At 59.7% G+C, this 15,926-nt stretch carries 13 protein-coding genes and 1 pseudogene; 6 read left to right on the forward strand and 8 right to left on the reverse strand.

Annotation, left to right across the window (positions count from 1 at the left end; translation table 11 throughout):
• Positions 1 to 103: 103 nt before the first annotated feature.
• The 5 genes from bioD to bioB form a co-directional block, all read right to left on the reverse strand.
• Positions 104 to 784 (reverse strand): dethiobiotin synthase, encoded by a 681-nt coding sequence (gene bioD / locus AB4O40_RS15175; protein ID WP_095944823.1) that lies wholly within the window; start codon positions 782 to 784, stop codon positions 104 to 106.
• Positions 781 to 1,593 (reverse strand): malonyl-ACP O-methyltransferase BioC, encoded by an 813-nt coding sequence (gene bioC / locus AB4O40_RS15180; RefSeq protein WP_056726611.1) that lies wholly within the window; start codon positions 1,591 to 1,593, stop codon positions 781 to 783. Before bioC ends, bioD begins: the two co-directional genes overlap by 4 nt.
• Positions 1,586 to 2,317 (reverse strand): alpha/beta fold hydrolase, encoded by a 732-nt coding sequence (locus tag AB4O40_RS15185; RefSeq protein ID WP_056726610.1) that lies wholly within the window; start codon positions 2,315 to 2,317, stop codon positions 1,586 to 1,588. The genes bioC and AB4O40_RS15185 overlap by 8 nt, the downstream gene beginning before the upstream one ends.
• On the reverse strand, positions 2,310 to 3,488 hold the full coding sequence (gene bioF / locus AB4O40_RS15190) for an 8-amino-7-oxononanoate synthase (protein WP_223541360.1): 1,179 nt from the start codon (positions 3,486 to 3,488) through the stop codon (positions 2,310 to 2,312). The genes AB4O40_RS15185 and bioF overlap by 8 nt, the downstream gene beginning before the upstream one ends.
• A 175-nt stretch (positions 3,489 to 3,663) precedes the next feature.
• Entirely contained in the window at positions 3,664 to 4,719 is a 1,056-nt protein-coding gene (gene bioB, locus AB4O40_RS15195) for a biotin synthase BioB (protein WP_056726608.1), read from the reverse strand.
• A 93-nt stretch (positions 4,720 to 4,812) separates the two neighbouring features.
• Between bioB and AB4O40_RS15200 the strand changes: the two are divergent.
• The 5 genes and pseudogenes from AB4O40_RS15200 (at position 4,813) to rarD (ending at position 10,600) form a co-directional block, all read left to right on the forward strand.
• Positions 4,813 to 5,561, forward strand: a pseudogene (locus AB4O40_RS15200) (phosphoribosyltransferase family protein).
• A gap of 63 nt (positions 5,562 to 5,624) precedes the next feature.
• Complete coding sequence (locus tag AB4O40_RS15205) at positions 5,625 to 6,389, forward strand: TOBE domain-containing protein (protein WP_056726606.1); 765 nt, start codon at positions 5,625 to 5,627, stop codon at positions 6,387 to 6,389.
• Between the two features lie 66 nt (positions 6,390 to 6,455).
• A complete protein-coding gene (locus tag AB4O40_RS15210; protein ID WP_056726605.1) occupies positions 6,456 to 8,357 on the forward strand; it encodes a PhoX family protein in 1,902 nt (633 codons plus the stop codon).
• Between the two features lie 208 nt (positions 8,358 to 8,565).
• A complete protein-coding gene (locus AB4O40_RS15215; protein WP_056726604.1) occupies positions 8,566 to 9,540 on the forward strand; it encodes a serine/threonine protein kinase in 975 nt (324 codons plus the stop codon).
• A 172-nt stretch (positions 9,541 to 9,712) separates the two neighbouring features.
• Positions 9,713 to 10,600 carry an EamA family transporter RarD gene (gene rarD / locus AB4O40_RS15220; RefSeq protein WP_056726603.1) on the forward strand — a complete coding sequence of 296 codons (888 nt, stop codon included), beginning with the start codon at positions 9,713 to 9,715 and terminating at the stop codon, positions 10,598 to 10,600.
• A 215-nt stretch (positions 10,601 to 10,815) separates the two neighbouring features.
• On the opposite strand, the gene AB4O40_RS15225 is transcribed toward rarD, so the two are convergent.
• Positions 10,816 to 11,334: a glycine cleavage system transcriptional repressor gene (locus tag AB4O40_RS15225; RefSeq protein WP_056726602.1), complete on the reverse strand. Its 519-nt coding sequence runs from the start codon at positions 11,332 to 11,334 to the stop codon at positions 10,816 to 10,818.
• Between the two features lie 568 nt (positions 11,335 to 11,902).
• Between AB4O40_RS15225 and AB4O40_RS15230 the strand changes: the two genes are divergently transcribed.
• On the forward strand, positions 11,903 to 14,080 hold the full coding sequence (locus AB4O40_RS15230; RefSeq protein WP_460053915.1) for a malate synthase G: 2,178 nt from the start codon (positions 11,903 to 11,905) through the stop codon (positions 14,078 to 14,080).
• A gap of 73 nt (positions 14,081 to 14,153) precedes the next feature.
• On the opposite strand, the gene AB4O40_RS15235 is transcribed toward AB4O40_RS15230, so the two are convergent.
• Both AB4O40_RS15235 and AB4O40_RS15240 read right to left on the reverse strand, forming a co-directional pair.
• Positions 14,154 to 15,065, reverse strand: coding sequence for an EamA family transporter (locus AB4O40_RS15235; RefSeq protein WP_056726600.1), 912 nt, complete (start codon positions 15,063 to 15,065; stop codon positions 14,154 to 14,156).
• Positions 15,066 to 15,429: 364 nt separating this feature from the next.
• Entirely contained in the window at positions 15,430 to 15,888 is a 459-nt protein-coding gene (locus tag AB4O40_RS15240; protein WP_460053912.1) for a response regulator, read from the reverse strand.
• Positions 15,889 to 15,926 lie beyond the last annotated feature (38 nt).

Genomic DNA, 15,926 nt, shown 5'->3' on the forward strand with positions numbered 1-15,926 from the left:
AGGATCAACAGCGGCCATTGAAGCAGAGTGGCCGGCAAAACACTCGACAAAAACACTAATGGCACAGTGCCCCATCATAGGCAAAGCCCGCATGCGACCAACCTCAGTCCAACAGGTCCAGTTGCAAGTGCTCGGCCACTGCCTCGGCCGTAACGGCCTTGAGTTTAGGCACACGCCCCAGGCACGGTGCCGGGATGCGCTCGGCAAGGGTGGCCAGGTTTTCTTCCAGCCGCGAGGTCTTGGGGTCGATAATGTTGGCCACCCAGCCCGCCAGTTGCAAACCGTCCCGGGCAATCGCCTCAGCGGTCAGCAAGGCATGGCTGATGCACCCCAGCCGCACGCCGACCACCAGGATCACCGGCAGCTTCAAAGCGATGGCCAGGTCCGACAGATTGTCCTGATCCGCCAAGGGTACGCGCCAGCCGCCAGCGCCTTCGATCAGGGTGAAGTCCGCCTGCATGCCCAGGATCTGCCGCATCGGCGTCAGCAACGACTGCACCGTCAGCGCCACGCCCGCCTCTCGCGCCGCCAGATGCGGGGCAATGGCCGGTTCGAAGGCCATCGGATTGACCTGCGTGTAGGTCAGCGGCAGCGAACACTCCGCCAGCAAGGCCAGCGCATCGGCGTTGCGCAGGCCCTTGGGCGTCACATCGCAACCGGACGCGACCGGCTTGCCCGCCGCCGTGCTCAATCCCGCCGAACGCGCCGCATGCAGCAGCCCCGCAGCGACCGTTGTTTTACCGACATCGGTATCCGTGCCGGCGATGAAATAGGCTGCGCTCATAAGGGCTTCTCCAAAACGGCGTACACCACTTGATAAGTCGCCGGCAGGCCCTGGGCTTGACGAAACTGTTCGTAAGCTTCAATCAGACCCAAAATCCGTGCCCGGCCGGTCAAGCCACCCGGCCGCCCGGGATTGAGATTGTGCGCACCCAACGCCTTGAGTTCATGGGTCAGGCTGCGCACATCCGGGTAATGCAGCACATGCGCAAGGTTTTGCAGACTGACCACATTCAAGGCGCTGGCCGCACACAACTGCTGATAAACACCAAACTCCCGGAAGCGGTTGACGTGCACCATGCCGTCGACTTCGCGCCAGCTGTCGCGCAATTCAAACAACGTCCCTACACACAGACTAGCAAACGCGAAAATGCCACCCGGTTTCAGTACTCGAAAGGCTTCACTGAGCACCGAGTCGAAGTCCGCGCACCACTGCACCGCCAGGCTGGAGAAGATCAGGTCGCAGGTCGAATCCTGCAGTGGCAAGCGCTCGGCATCGCCGGCCACGAAGTGTGTGGCGCCGCCCAATGGCCGGGCGTGGTTGAGCATGCCCTCGGCGATGTCCAGCGCCACACCGTGACTGCCCGGAAATTGCTCATCCAGGGCACGACTGAAATGCCCAGTGCCACAGCCAAGGTCCAGCCAGCGCTGCGGTACGAAGTCTTGCGGCATGCGCCCGAGCAATTGTCTGCCCACATCCCGCTGCAACTCGGCCACGCTGTCGTAGCTGGCCGCCGCGCGGGAGAATGAAGCGGCTACCTGACGTTTGTCAGGCAAGGCGCCGGGCAGGTTGGGAAGGGATAAATCAGTCATCGCCGGACTCATGCAAAAAGGCCTGGATCGCCCCCGCCACACCGTGGGGATCCTCCAGGAGAAACGCGTGGCTGGCCTGTTCAATCAGACCGATTTCGACATCCGGCAGCAATGCCAGTAACTCGCCCGCCGCTTCCACCGGCACCAGCCCGTCGAGGCCGGCGAACAGATGCAGTTGCGGACCGCGGAACGATTGCAGAGCCTGTCGTGTATCCAGTTGTGCGAGCACCTGCAGGCCACTGAGCAGCACTGGCGCGGCGGTATTCGGGGCGCCGCCGAGCAACAACCGCGACAGTCCGCGGGAGTCTTCGGCGCCTTGGGCGCAGAGTAGTGAAAAGCGTTTCAAGGTCGCGCGCGGATCGGCTTCGCATCCCGCCAGAAACGCGTCGAAGGTTTCTCCGGGCATCGCGCTTGACCATTGATCATGGGCGACAAAAGAAGCGTTGCTGGCCAGGGTGAACACGCCACAGCAGCGATCGCCACGCCGGGCCGCCAACTCGCAAGCGAGCATGCCGCCCAATGACCAACCACCTAGCCAGACGTCTTGCGGCAAAGTCGAATCAAGCTCATCGAGCCACTCTTCAAGATCGCTCGACTCCAGCTCCGGCAACGGCTCTATCTCGACATGCAGGTGCTCATCCAGGCCACGCAAGGCCGCCGCCAGAGGCTCCAGCGGTGAAACGCCAAGGCCCCAGCCGGGCAGCAGAATCAAACGATCACGCATGGCTTGGCTCCGGCTTCAGTTGCTGAAAACAATCGGCCAGTCCATTTAACAATAGCTGTACCTGGGCTTCGCTGTGGGCAGCCGTCAGCGTGACCCGCAGCCGGGCGCTGCCGGCGGGTACGGTCGGCGGGCGAATCGCGGTCACCATCAACCCGCGTTCACGCAACATCTGCGAAAGGCGCACCGCGCGCCCGGCGTCACCGATCATGATCGGCTGGATCGGCGTGAAGCTGTCCATGAGTTCCAGGCCAATCTGCTCGGCACCTTTGCGGAACTGGCGGATCAGCGTCTGCAAATGCTCGCGGCGCCAGTGTTCGCTGCGCAGCAGTTCCAGGCTTTTCAACGTGGCGCAGGCCAGCGCAGGTGGCTGACTGGTGGTGTAGATGTAGGGACGGGCGAACTGGATCAGGCTTTCGATCAGTTCTTCGCTGCCAGCCACAAAGGCACCCGCCGTACCGAACGCCTTGCCAAGGGTGCCGACCAGCACCGGAACGTCATCCTGGCTCAAGCCGAAGTGTTCGACGATGCCGCCACCGTTGGCGCCCAGCGGTCCAAAACCATGGGCATCGTCGACCATCAACCAGGCGCCTTTGGCCTTGGCCTCTCGGGCCAGCGCTGGCAAGTCGGCGATATCACCGTCCATGCTGAACACGCCGTCGGTGACCACCAGCGTATTGCCAGTGGCTTTTTCCAGGCGCTTGGCCAAACTCACCGGGTCGTTGTGCAGGTAACGATTGAACCGCGCGCCGGACAACAGCCCCGCGTCGAGCAGCGAAGCATGATTGAGCCGGTCTTCGAGCACCGTATCACCCTGCCCCACCAGCGCCGTGACCGCGCCGAGGTTGGCCATATAGCCGGTGGTGAACAGCAACGCGCGCGGGCGACCGGTCAGGTCGGCCAACGCTTCTTCCAGGGCATGGTGCGGGGAGCTATGGCCGATGACCAGATGGGATGCCCCTCCGCCCACCCCCCACTTCGACGCACCGGCACGCCAGGCTTCGATCACTTGCGGATGATTGGCCAGGCCCAGGTAGTCGTTGTTACAGAACGCCAGCAACGGCTGGCCATCGACCACTACTTGCGGCCCCTGCGGGCTTTCGAGCAGCGGGCGCTGGCGGTAGAGGTTTTCGGCACGACGGGCGGCAAGGCGTGCGGCGAGATCGAAAGACATGCAGGCCTCGACTATCAAATGACACATGTCCCCTGTGGGAGCGGGCTTGCTCCGGGCGGCGATCCGACGAATACGGACTGACATTCAACATTGATGTCGACTGGACTGACGCCTTCGCGAGCAAGCCCGCTCCCACAGGGGGTTTCGCACTCCTTCAGAGGAACCGGAGCGAATTTCAGATGGCCGCGTTATAGAACTGCTCGCTGCTCTTCTGCTCCACCAGGGCCTGCTCGATCGCCGCCTGATGCACCTCGTCGGCGTGCTCTTCGCGGGCTTCCGGCAGGATGCCCAGGCGAGAGAACAGTTGCATGTCCTTGTCAGCCTGCGGGTTGGCGGTGGTCAGCAGTTTTTCGCCGTAGAAAATCGAGTTGGCGCCGGCAAAGAACGCCAGGGCCTGCATCTGCTCGTTCATGGCTTCGCGGCCGGCGGACAGGCGCACGTGGGATTGCGGCATCAGGATGCGCGCGACGGCGAGCATGCGGATGAAGTCGAACGGGTCGACGTCATCGGCATTTTCCAGCGGCGTACCGGCGACTTTCACCAGCATGTTGATCGGCACCGACTCCGGATGCTCCGGCAGGTTGGCCAGCTGGATCAGCAGGTTGGCGCGGTCGTCCAGCGACTCGCCCATGCCGAGGATGCCACCGGAACAGATCTTCATCCCCGACTCACGCACATAGGCCAGGGTTTGCAGGCGCTCGCTATAGGTGCGGGTGGTGATGATGCTGCCGTAGAACTCCGGCGACGTATCGAGGTTGTGGTTGTAGTAGTCAAGGCCGGCCTTGGCCAGCGCTTCGGTCTGATCCTGATCCAGGCGACCGAGGGTCATGCAGGTTTCCAGGCCCAGGGCTTTCACGCCTTCAACCATCTTCAGAACATAAGGCATGTCCTTGGCCGACGGGTGCTTCCACGCCGCGCCCATGCAGAAGCGGGTCGAACCGATGGCCTTGGCGCGAGCGGCCTCTTCGAGGACCTTCTGCACTTCCATCAGTTTTTCTTTTTCCAGGCCGGTGTTGTAGTGACCGGACTGCGGACAATATTTGCAATCTTCCGGGCAGGCGCCGGTTTTGATCGACAGCAGGGTCGACACCTGGACGCGGTTGGCGTCGAAATGCGCACGGTGCACCGTCTGCGCCTGGAACAACAGGTCATTGAATGGCTGAACGAAGAGTGCTTTGACTTCGGCCAAAGTCCAGTCATGACGCAGGGTTGCAGTGGTGCTGGCGCTCATGGGCGTTTCCTTTGAATTATGCTTTGGCATGCGGCTGGGTAATGGAATGTCACAGCCGCTTCACAGATGTTTCGGCATATTTAAGGAAGAGCGATGCGCTGTCAACCACGATACGAAGGGCAGGTTTACATCTGGTCAAAAAACAAACAATCGTGCCTTTTGTGCGATGAACCGGCCGACGGTATCCCTCCTGTCTGCACAGCCTGCGAAATCGAGCTGCCCTGGCTCGGCGATCACTGTCTGGCCTGCGCCCTGCCGCTCCCGGCCCCGGGCCTCACCTGCGGCCATTGCCTGAAGCAGCCACCGGCCTTTGAACAGGTGATTGCGCCTTGGACCTACAGCTTTCCGGTAGACAGCCTGATCACCCGCTTCAAACACAACGCCAAGTGGCCGTTTGGCCGCCTGCTCGGCGAACTTCTTGCTCAATACCTGCAACATCGCTTCGAAGACGACCTGCCGCGCCCCCATGCGCTGATTCCGGTCCCGTTGGCCATCCGACGCCTGCGCCAGCGCGGGTTCAATCAGGCGGCGATGCTGGCTAACTGGCTAACTGGCTGAGTGCGAGTCTCGATATCCCTTGCGACGAACGGTTGCTGCTACGCCACCAGGACACCGACGCCCAACAGGCCTTGAACGCCCAAGCCCGCCGAAAGAACCTGTGCAACGCTTTCTCCCTGGCACCCGGCGCCGTCGTCAAAGGCTTGCACCTGGCGCTGGTCGACGATGTACTGACCACCGGCGCCACGGCCCAGGCCCTGGCTCGCCTGCTGATGGACGCCGGTGCGGCGAGGGTCGACGTCTATTGCCTGGCCCGTACGCCCAAACCCGGCGAAACACCCTGACTTGACTCGCGCGACCCAAGCGGCCAACTTCCTGACCATCGTCACCACTCAAAGCGACTTGTCATGTCTTTGCCCACCTTGCTGTCCCAGCACATCGTCCGCCGTCCGCAGCGCATCGCCCTGTTGCAGCACATCGCCGAACAAGGCTCGATCACCCGGGCGGCCAAAAGCGCGGGCATGAGCTACAAGGCCGCCTGGGATGCGATCGATGAGCTGAACAACCTGGCGCAGAAACCGCTGGTGGAGCGGATTGTCGGCGGCAAGGGCGGCGGCGGTGCGCGATTGTCCAACGAAGGCGAGCGGGTGTTGCGCCTGTACCAGAAGCTGCAAGCCTTGCAGACCCAGGTGCTGGAAGCCGCTGAAGACGCGAGCGATCTGGACCTGCTCGGGCGCCTGATGCTGCGCACGAGCGCGCGCAACCAGTTACACGGCAAGGTGGTGGCGATTGAACCTCAGGGGCGCAACGACCTGATTCGCCTTGAAGTCGCCGAAGGCCTGATCGTCACCGCGCAAATCACCCACGACAGCACCGAGCGCCTGGAGCTGCAAATCGGCACCGATGTCGTGGCATTGATCAAGGCCGGCTGGCTCGACGTACTGCAAACTGACACCGTCGAAACGCCTGGAAACAATTGCCTCAGGGGCATCATCGAAAAAGTCCTCGACGCCGACGACGGCCCCAGCGAAGTGCGCATCACCCTGGCCAACGGTCTGACCCTATGCGCCCTGGTCGAACCGAGTCTTCTGCAAGCATCGGAGTTGACCTGCGGCAAGCCGGTGCGCGTGGAGTTCTCGCCGTCCCGGGTTCTACTGGGCACGCCGCTTTAAGCAAACTGCAACAAAAGGTTCATTACTCATCTTTAAGGTGTCTGCAAAATCCGCAGGGAGCCTGAAATGAGCCTATTAGAAGAAAACCAGTCCACCGACCTCGAAAACATGGTCGGCCTCAGCCGTCGCGGCTTCATCAGCGCAGGTGCCCTGTGCGGCGCTGCGATGTTCCTCGGCGGCAATCTGCTGAGCCGCAGCGTAATGGCCGCCAGTGTCAGCGCCGGTAACAGCCAGTTGTTGGGCTTCGACAGCATTGCCGCCGCCACCAGCGACTCCATCACCTTGCCACCTGGCTACAAGTCCTCGGTACTGATCAGCTGGGGCCAGCCTCTGCACAAGGACGGTCCGGCGTTCGACCCGAGCGGCAACGGCAGCGCCGAACATCAGGAAGTCCAGTTCGGCGACAACAACGACGGCATGAGCCTGTTCGAATTTCCGGGCGAAAAAGACCGGGCGCTGATGGCGATCAACAACGAATACACCAACTACCGTTACCTCTACGCCCACGGCGGCATGCCGCAATCGGCCGAAGAAGTGCGCAAGGCGCTGGCCTGTGAAGGTGTGTCGGTGATTGAAGTGCAGCGCAAGAACGGCCAATGGCATTTCGTCCAGGGCTCGCGCTACAACCGCCGCATTCACGGCAACGCACCCATCACCCTGAGCGGCCCGGCCGCCGGACATGCCCTGCTCAAAACCAGCGCCGATCCACAGGGCAAGAATGTCCTGGGCACCTTCCAGAACTGCGCCAACGGCAAGACACCGTGGGGCACCTATCTGACCTGTGAAGAGAACTTCACCGACTGCTTCGGCAGCAGCAACGCCGAGCAGAAATTCGACCCGGCGCAAAAACGCTACGGCGTGGTGGCCACCAGCAAAGAGATCAACTGGCACCAGTACGACGAGCGCTTCGACATGGCCAAGAACCCCAACGAGCTGAACCGTCACGGCTGGGTGGTGGAGATCGATCCGTTCGATCCGAAGTCGACGCCGGTCAAACGCACGGCCCTGGGCCGCTTCAAACACGAAAACGCCGCCCTGGCCGAAACCGCCGACGGTCATGCCGTGGTGTACATGGGCGACGATGAGCGCGGTGAGTTCATCTACAAATTCGTCAGCCGCGACAAGATCGACCACAAGAACCCCAAGGCCAACCGCGACATCCTCGACCACGGCACCCTGTACGTAGCGCGTTTCGATGCCGGCGACGGCAACGTCGATCACCCGAAAGGCCAGGGCGAATGGATCGAACTGACCCATGGCAAAAACGGCATCGATGCCAGCAGCGGCTTTGCCGATCAGGCCGAAGTGCTGATCCACGCCCGCCTGGCTGCCAGTGTGGTGAAAGCCACCCGCATGGACCGCCCGGAATGGATCGTGGTCAGCCCCAAGGATGGCCAGGTTTACTGCACGCTGACCAACAACGCCAAACGCGGCGAAGACGGGCAACCGGTGGGCGGGCCGAACCCGCGCGAGAAGAACGTCTACGGGCAGATCCTGCGCTGGCGCACCGAGCGTGACGATCACGGCTCGAAAACCTTTGCCTGGGACCTGTTCGTCGTCGCCGGTAATCCGGGGGTTCACGCCGGCACACCCAAAGGCGGATCGTCGAACATCACGCCGCAGAACATGTTCAACAGCCCGGACGGCCTGGGCTTCGACAAGGCCGGACGCTTGTGGATTCTCACCGACGGCGATTCGAGCAACGCCGGAGACTTTGCCGGCATGGGCAACAACCAGATGCTCTGTGCCGACCCGGTAACCGGCGAGATTCGCCGCTTCATGGTTGGCCCGGTAGGTTGTGAAGTGACAGGGATCAGCTTCTCGCCGGACCAGAAGACCCTGTTTGTCGGGATCCAGCATCCGGGTGAAAACGGTGGTTCGACCTTTCCCGAGCATCTGCCCAATGGCAAGCCGCGGTCTTCGGTGATGGCGATTTCTCGGGAAGATGGCGGGATCGTCGGCGCCTGACAGGGCCTCTTCGCGGGCAAGCTCGCTCCCACTTTGGATTGTCGGCGTGCATGCGATCGGCGGCACACCAGAGATCTCCTGTGGGAGCGAGCTTGCTCGCGATGGCGTCAGCCCAGACACCACACATCTCAGTCCAACCACTAAAACCGCGCCGTCTGCGCTACCATGCCTGGCCGGACGCAGCAGCCTGCTGCGCGCAGGAGTCAGCATGGCCCACCCGTTTGAAACCCTCACCCCAGACCTCGTGCTCGATGCCGTTGAAAGCATCGGCTTTCTCAGCGACGCGCGCATCCTGGCCCTCAACAGCTACGAGAACCGCGTCTATCAGGTCGGTATCGAAGACGCCGAGCCGCTGATCGCCAAGTTCTACCGGCCGCAACGCTGGAGCAACGAAGCGATTCTGGAAGAGCACCAGTTCACCGCCGAACTCGCCGACTGCGAGGTGCCGGTCGTGGCGCCGTTGATCCACAACGGTGAAACCCTGCACGAACACAAAGGATTCCGCTTCACCCTGTTCCCCCGTCGTGGCGGCCGCGCACCGGAACCGGGCAACCTCGACCAGTTGTATCGCCTGGGCCAGTTGCTCGGACGCCTGCATGCGGTCGGCTCGACTCGGCCGTTCGAGCACCGTGAAGCGCTGGCGGTAAAGAACTTCGGCCATGACTCGCTGGCCACGTTGCTCGATGGCAACTTCATCCCCCGCAGCCTGCTACCGGCCTACGAATCGGTGGCCCGCGATTTGCTCAAGCGTGTGGAAGATGCCTACAGCAACACGCCGCACCAGAACATCCGCATGCACGGTGACTGCCACCCCGGCAACATGATGTGCCGTGACGAGATGTTCCATATCGTCGACCTCGACGACTGCCGCATGGGCCCAGCGGTGCAGGACATCTGGATGATGCTCGCCGGCGACCGTCAGGATTGCCTGAGCCAGTTGTCGGAACTGATGGACGGCTACAACGAGTTCCACGACTTCAACCCCCGTGAACTGGCCTTGATCGAACCGCTGCGCGCCTTGCGCCTGATGCACTACAGCGCCTGGCTCGCCCGCCGCTGGGAAGACCCGGCCTTCCCCCGCAGTTTCCCTTGGTTCGGTACCGAACGGTATTGGGGGGATCAGGTGTTGGCGTTGCGCGAGCAATTGGCGGCGCTCAATGAAGAGCCGTTGAAGCTGTTTTAATCGAAAATCAAAAGATCGTCCGAACGCGGCCCGAGCCTTCGGCAGCTCCTACAGGGCGAATATGTTTTCTCTGTAGGAGCTGCCGAAGGCTGCGATCTTTTTTCTGACACGACACATCTATACAACCACCTTACAATCCCTTCTTTGTTAGCTGCCTAAGCAAGGATTCTGCATGCAAGCCGCCAACCCGCGTCGCGGGTACATTCTAGGCCTGAGTGCCTACATCATCTGGGGACTTTTCCCCCTCTACTTCAAAGCCATCGCCAGTGTGCCCGCCGTGGAAATCATCATTCACCGGGTACTGTGGTCGGCGCTGTTCGGCGCCTTGTTGCTGATGGTCTGGAAGCATCCCGGCTGGTGGCGCGAACTGCGAGAAAACCCGCAGCGGCTGGCGATCCTGGCCCTGAGCGGTGCGCTGATCGCAGCCAACTGGCTGACCTACGTCTGGTCGGTGAACAACGGACGCATGCTGGAGGCCAGCCTGGGTTACTACATTAACCCCTTGGTGAACGTGTTGCTGGGCATGCTGATTCTTGGCGAACGGCTGCGGCGCATGCAATGGATTGCCGTCGGTCTGGCGGCTGTCGGTGTGGCGCAACAGGTCTGGCAAGTCGGCAGCCTGCCATGGGTGTCGCTGGTGCTGGCACTGACCTTCGGTTTCTATGGCCTGATTCGCAAGCAGGCGCCCGTCAAGGCGCTGCCGGGGCTGGTGGTGGAAACCTGGATGCTAGTGCCGATTGCACTTGGCTGGTTGCTGCTCAATCCGACGGCCAGCAGCGCCCAGGCCGAATTCTGGACCACGTCCCAGGCCTGGTGGCTGGTCGCCGCCGGCCCGATCACGCTGGTGCCGCTGGTCTGTTTCAACGCTGCTGCAAGGCATTTGCCCTACACGACACTGGGCTTTCTCCAGTATCTGGCCCCGACACTGGTGCTACTGCAAGCAGTCCTGCTGTTTGGCGAACACCTGTCGTCCAGCACCTTGGTAGCGTTCATGTTTATCTGGGCCGGCCTGGCGGTTTACAGCATCGATGCGTGGATAAGTTTGCGCCGCCGCAGCTGATCAAAAAACGCACAAAAGCCTGCAGGCCACGTCTTCCGTGGCCTGCATCATTCCTTCCCAAGGTTATCCACAGCGTGATCCCCGCCGTTTGTGCGCAAGTATCTGAAACTGCTGGTTTTTTGATCAGAACCTGAAAACCCCCGGTCGGCGTGGCCTGGCGATGTGTCTCTACAGGTTATCCACAGGCCGGTGCACGTTTAACTTGGATAACCTGATCAGGGTTCACTGCGCAGCACCAACTCGACCATCAGGTCGTCAGCCAGGGTTTCCAGGCGCGATTGCAGTACGTCCAGCGACAGCGTCAGCGGGACCGCGAGAATCGCTTCGGCATGGAACAGCGGCTCGCTGCTCATCGGTGCCGGACGCACTTCGGTGACCAGCCGTTCCAGATTCACCCCCTGCTCGCTCAGCAAGCGCGTAATGTCACGCACGATCCCCGGGCGATCATTGCCCACCAGTTCCATGGCAATCGGTTTCCAGGTGCAGGATTGTTCGATACCGCTTTCTGCGATCAATACGCGAATGCCATGAGCGGACAAGCTCTGCAAGGCATCGACCAGTTCGTCGTAGGCCTCGGCCGGCACCCCCACCCGAAGAATCCCGGCGAATTGTCCCGCCATACGCGACATGCGGCTTTCCAGCCAGTTGCCGCCGTGCTCGGCAATGCATTGGGCAATGCGCTCGACTTGCCCGGGTTTGTCCGGAGCAAAAACAGTGAGTACGAGGTGGTCCATGGCACAGCCCTCTTGTCATGACTTTTGTTATAGAGAACCAAGTATAGGCAAGGGTTGGATGGTGCCTGGGCAGATCCGAAATCAAAGGTGTATCGACTGGCCTCTTCGCGGGCAAGCCCGCTCCCACAGAGTCATGCGCTGTCCTTGTGGGAGCGGGCTTGCTCGCGAATGAAGGCACCGCCGATCTGACTGACCCAACAAATCGTGTACAACTTTTGATATTTAGCTGGAACAATCCAATAGTTTTTTGAGAACATCACGCTCCCCGACGTGACCGCAATGCGTCATGGGGTCGCAGAACGACGTAATTAGTCTAATTTTCACAACCGCAATTCATCATGTAGTATGCCGCAGCGCGCACTACATAACGTTGGATCGATGTCTGCCGCAGGCACGTTCGCAACCCTGAAAGCCCTGTCAGCAAGGCCCCAAGCCGTTGATTGGTCCCAACCCAGCCGCCTGTCATGGGCATGTACTGGTAGAGGGGTTTGTGGTTTAAATGGCCAAAGGCTTCATTGTTAAATTGAAGAGCTGAAAAGCGAAATAGCTGAGCAGAGTGAGGCAAGCAATGACTGAACACGTTCAAGTCGGTGGCCTGCAGGTCGCCAAAGTCCTGTTCGACTTCGTGAACAACGAAGCCATTCCCGGAACCGGCCTCACCGCCGATCAGTTCTGGGCCGGTGCCGACAAGGTCATTCATGACCTGGCGCCGAAGAACAAAGCCCTACTCGCCAAACGCGATGATTTCCAGGCTCGCATCGATGGCTGGCACCAATCCCGTGCCGGTCAAGCGCATGACGCCGTGGCCTATAAAGCCTTCCTGCAAGAGATCGGTTATCTGCTGCCAGAAGCGGCCGATTTCCAGGCAACGACGCAAAACGTCGACGAAGAAATCGCCCGCATGGCCGGCCCGCAGCTCGTGGTGCCGGTGATGAATGCCCGTTTCGCCCTCAATGCCTCGAACGCCCGTTGGGGTTCGCTGTATGACGCGCTCTACGGCACCGACGCCATCAGCGAAGCTGACGGCGCGGAAAAAGGCAAAGGCTACAACAAAGTTCGCGGCGACAAGGTCATCGCCTTCGCCCGTGCCTTCCTCGACGAAGCGGCGCCATTGGCGGCCGGCTCCCACGTCGATTCCACCGGCTACAAGATCGTTGACGGCAAACTGGTGGTCGCCCTTAAAGGCGGCAGCAACACCGGCCTGCGCAACGACGCACAACTGATCGGTTTCCAGGGCAATGCCTCTGCACCGACCGCGATCCTGCTGAAAAACAACGGCCTGCATTTCGAAATCCAGGTCGACGCCAACACCCCGGTCGGCCAGACCGACGCGGCCGGCGTCAAAGACATCCTGATGGAAGCCGCACTGACCACCATCATGGACTGCGAAGACTCGGTTGCCGCCGTCGACGCCGATGACAAAGTGGTGATCTACCGCAACTGGCTCGGCCTGATGAAGGGCGATCTGTCGGAAAACGTCGCCAAGGGCGGTCAGACCTTTACCCGTACCATGAACGCCGACCGTACCTACACCGCTGTCGATGGCAGTGAACTGAGCCTGCACGGTCGTTCGTTGCTGTTCGTGCGCAACGTCGGTCACCTGATGACCATCGATGCGATCCTGGACAAAGACGGTAACGAAGTGCCGGAAGGCATTCTCGATGGCTTGGTGACTTGCCTGGCATCGATGCACAACCTGAACGGCAACACTTCGCGCAAAAACACCCGCACCGGCTCGATCTACATCGTCAAGCCGAAGATGCACGGCCCGGAAGAAGCGGCGTTCACCAACGAGCTGTTCGGTCGCATCGAAGACGTGCTGGGCCTGCCGCTCAACACCCTCAAAGTCGGGATCATGGACGAGGAGCGTCGTACCACGATCAACCTCAAGGCCTGCATCAAGGCGGCGAGTGAGCGTGTGGTGTTCATCAACACCGGTTTCCTCGACCGCACCGGCGATGAAATCCACACCTCCATGGAAGCCGGCCCGATGGTGCGCAAGGCGGACATGAAGGCGGAAAAATGGATCGGCGCCTACGAGAACTCCAACGTCGATATCGGTCTGAGCACCGGCCTGCAAGGTCGCGCACAGATCGGTAAAGGCATGTGGGCCATGCCTGACCTGATGGCGGCGATGCTCGAACAGAAAATCGCTCACCCGATGGCCGGTGCCAACACCGCCTGGGTACCATCGCCGACCGCTGCTGCGCTGCACGCGCTGCACTACCACAAAGTTGACGTGTTCGCCCGTCAGGCCGAACTGGCCAAGCGTGCCCACGCTTCGGTGGACGACATCCTGACCATCCCGCTGGCGGTGAACCCGCAGTGGACCGCCGAACAGATCAAGAACGAACTGGACAACAACTCCCAGGGCATTCTCGGTTACGTAGTGCGCTGGATCGACCAGGGCGTCGGCTGTTCGAAAGTGCCGGACATCAACGACGTCGGCCTGATGGAAGACCGTGCCACGCTGCGTATTTCCAGCCAGCACATCGCCAACTGGCTGCGCCATGGCATCGTCACCGAAGACCAGGTCATGGAAAGCCTCAAGCGCATGGCGCCGGTGGTTGATCGTCAGAACGCCGGCGATGCGCTGTACCGTCCGCTGGCCCCGAACTTCGACAGCAACATTGCCTTCCAGGCGGCGGTTGAACTGGTGGTCGAAGGCACGAAGCAGCCGAACGGCTACACCGAGCCGGTCCTGCACCGTCGTCGTCGCGAGTTCAAGGCGAAGAACGGGTTGTAACCAGCTGTCTTCACAGCAATCCCCCGGTTGAAAAACCGGGGGATTTTTGTTTCAGCTTCCAGCAAATGCAGGGCTACCTCCTGTAACGCAACGCGTTTGCAGCGATGCAATGGCCTATTCTCGACGCATTCATGAACAAGGCAATTCCGAGGACCGTGATTACGAGAGCAAACAGTTTTTCGCCACCAATGGGTTCGTCGAGTACATACCACGAGGTCAAGATGCCCGATATCGGAACAATCACTGACAACGGTGCAACCTGGCTCGCCGGATACTTCTCAATCATTCGGTTCCACACCCAATACCCGAATACCGTCGCCACATAGGCCTGAAACAGGACAGATGCCAGCACCGGAGCGGTCATGTCCGTTAGCAACGACTGGAAAGGGGCTGCGCCTTTGACCCAGTAAGTCATCAGATATAGAGGAGGTGTTGCATACAGACTCGACCAAACGACAAAGGAAAATATATCAACAACTTTGCTTCTCTTGACCAACACATTGCAAAGACTCCAGAACAATGCGCCGAGCAATACCAGAAAAAGTCCAAAGCTTTCGGCATCGCCGTCCGTTACATGAATTATAAACATCAGCCCAACCAACGCCATGAGAATGCCAGCCACCTGTATTGCCGTCATTTTCTCGCCAAACAGAAGTACTCCCCAGATGACTGTGAAAAAAGCACTGAATTGCAAGAGCAAAGATGTCACGCCGGCACTGACACCAAGAAACATGCCATAGTTCATCAACCAGCACATTCCGACACCAAACAACAAACCGTAGACGATAGTTACAAATGTACTGATACCCTTGGGTTTGGGGAGGAAAAACACCAACGGTAATGCACAGAAAGTAAAACGCAATGCTGTCAATATGAAAGGATCGATACCGTCAAGACTGATACCAATTACCGTAAAATTGCTACCCCACATCACTGTCACACCGATAACAAGTACAAGATCGCGAAACTCCATTTTCTTTATCATATCGTCCTCATTGTGATACACAGCCACACAATCCAGGAAGAGTAATGACCTGACCTTTACCGGAGTTTTATCCACAGGAATTAGCCGAAGCCTGAATACACGACTGCCATCGGCATACTCAAGCCGCTAATATTTAAGAGTCAAACTGGCAACCTGGATAGTGCTACGACAGATTTTATTGAACCAAGCGCGACATCAAATAAATGCCTGCATTAGCCCTCAAGAACTGAACGATAACTGAAACACAGGAAGAAAAAACAAGCTATTTGTGAGTAGCTTTTTCGCGGGCCAGTTAGATAAGTTAAATTACAAATAAAAACCAACAAAACAACTCAAGCCTGTAATTAATAACTACAGGCTTGAGTTACTTAATGCCCAGCTCGCGTTTTACCAGTGTCACCAGATGGCTGGCATCAATCGGCTTGAGCAAAAAATCCACCACGCTCATATGCATCGCGGCGATCGCATCCTTCACGTCGGCGTCACCCGAGACAATGATGATCGGCAATGCCGCCCTTACCGATTCGCGTACCTGACGAATCAGTTCCAGACCGTCAATGTGGCCCATTCGCAAGTCGGTGATCATTAAACCGATCGAGGTTTTTTTGATCTCAGCCTCGGTCACCAGCATCTTGAGTGCCGCTTCTCCGCTGGCCGCCGTTATGCAGTTGATGCCCTCCAACGCGAGGATCTCTGACAGCAGTTCCCGGGCGTCTTTATCGTCGTCGACGATCAGCACTCGTTGCAGCGGCAGGTCAGGCTCCAGCATGACGGCACTCAGCGCTTCGCGCTCGGCGTTGCTCAAAATATCGTGGTCGGACATGGCGTTCTCTACATGTTCAATTCAATTCCCTAGCACAG

It is taken from the genome of Pseudomonas sp. S2_F07 (genome assembly GCF_054668325.1).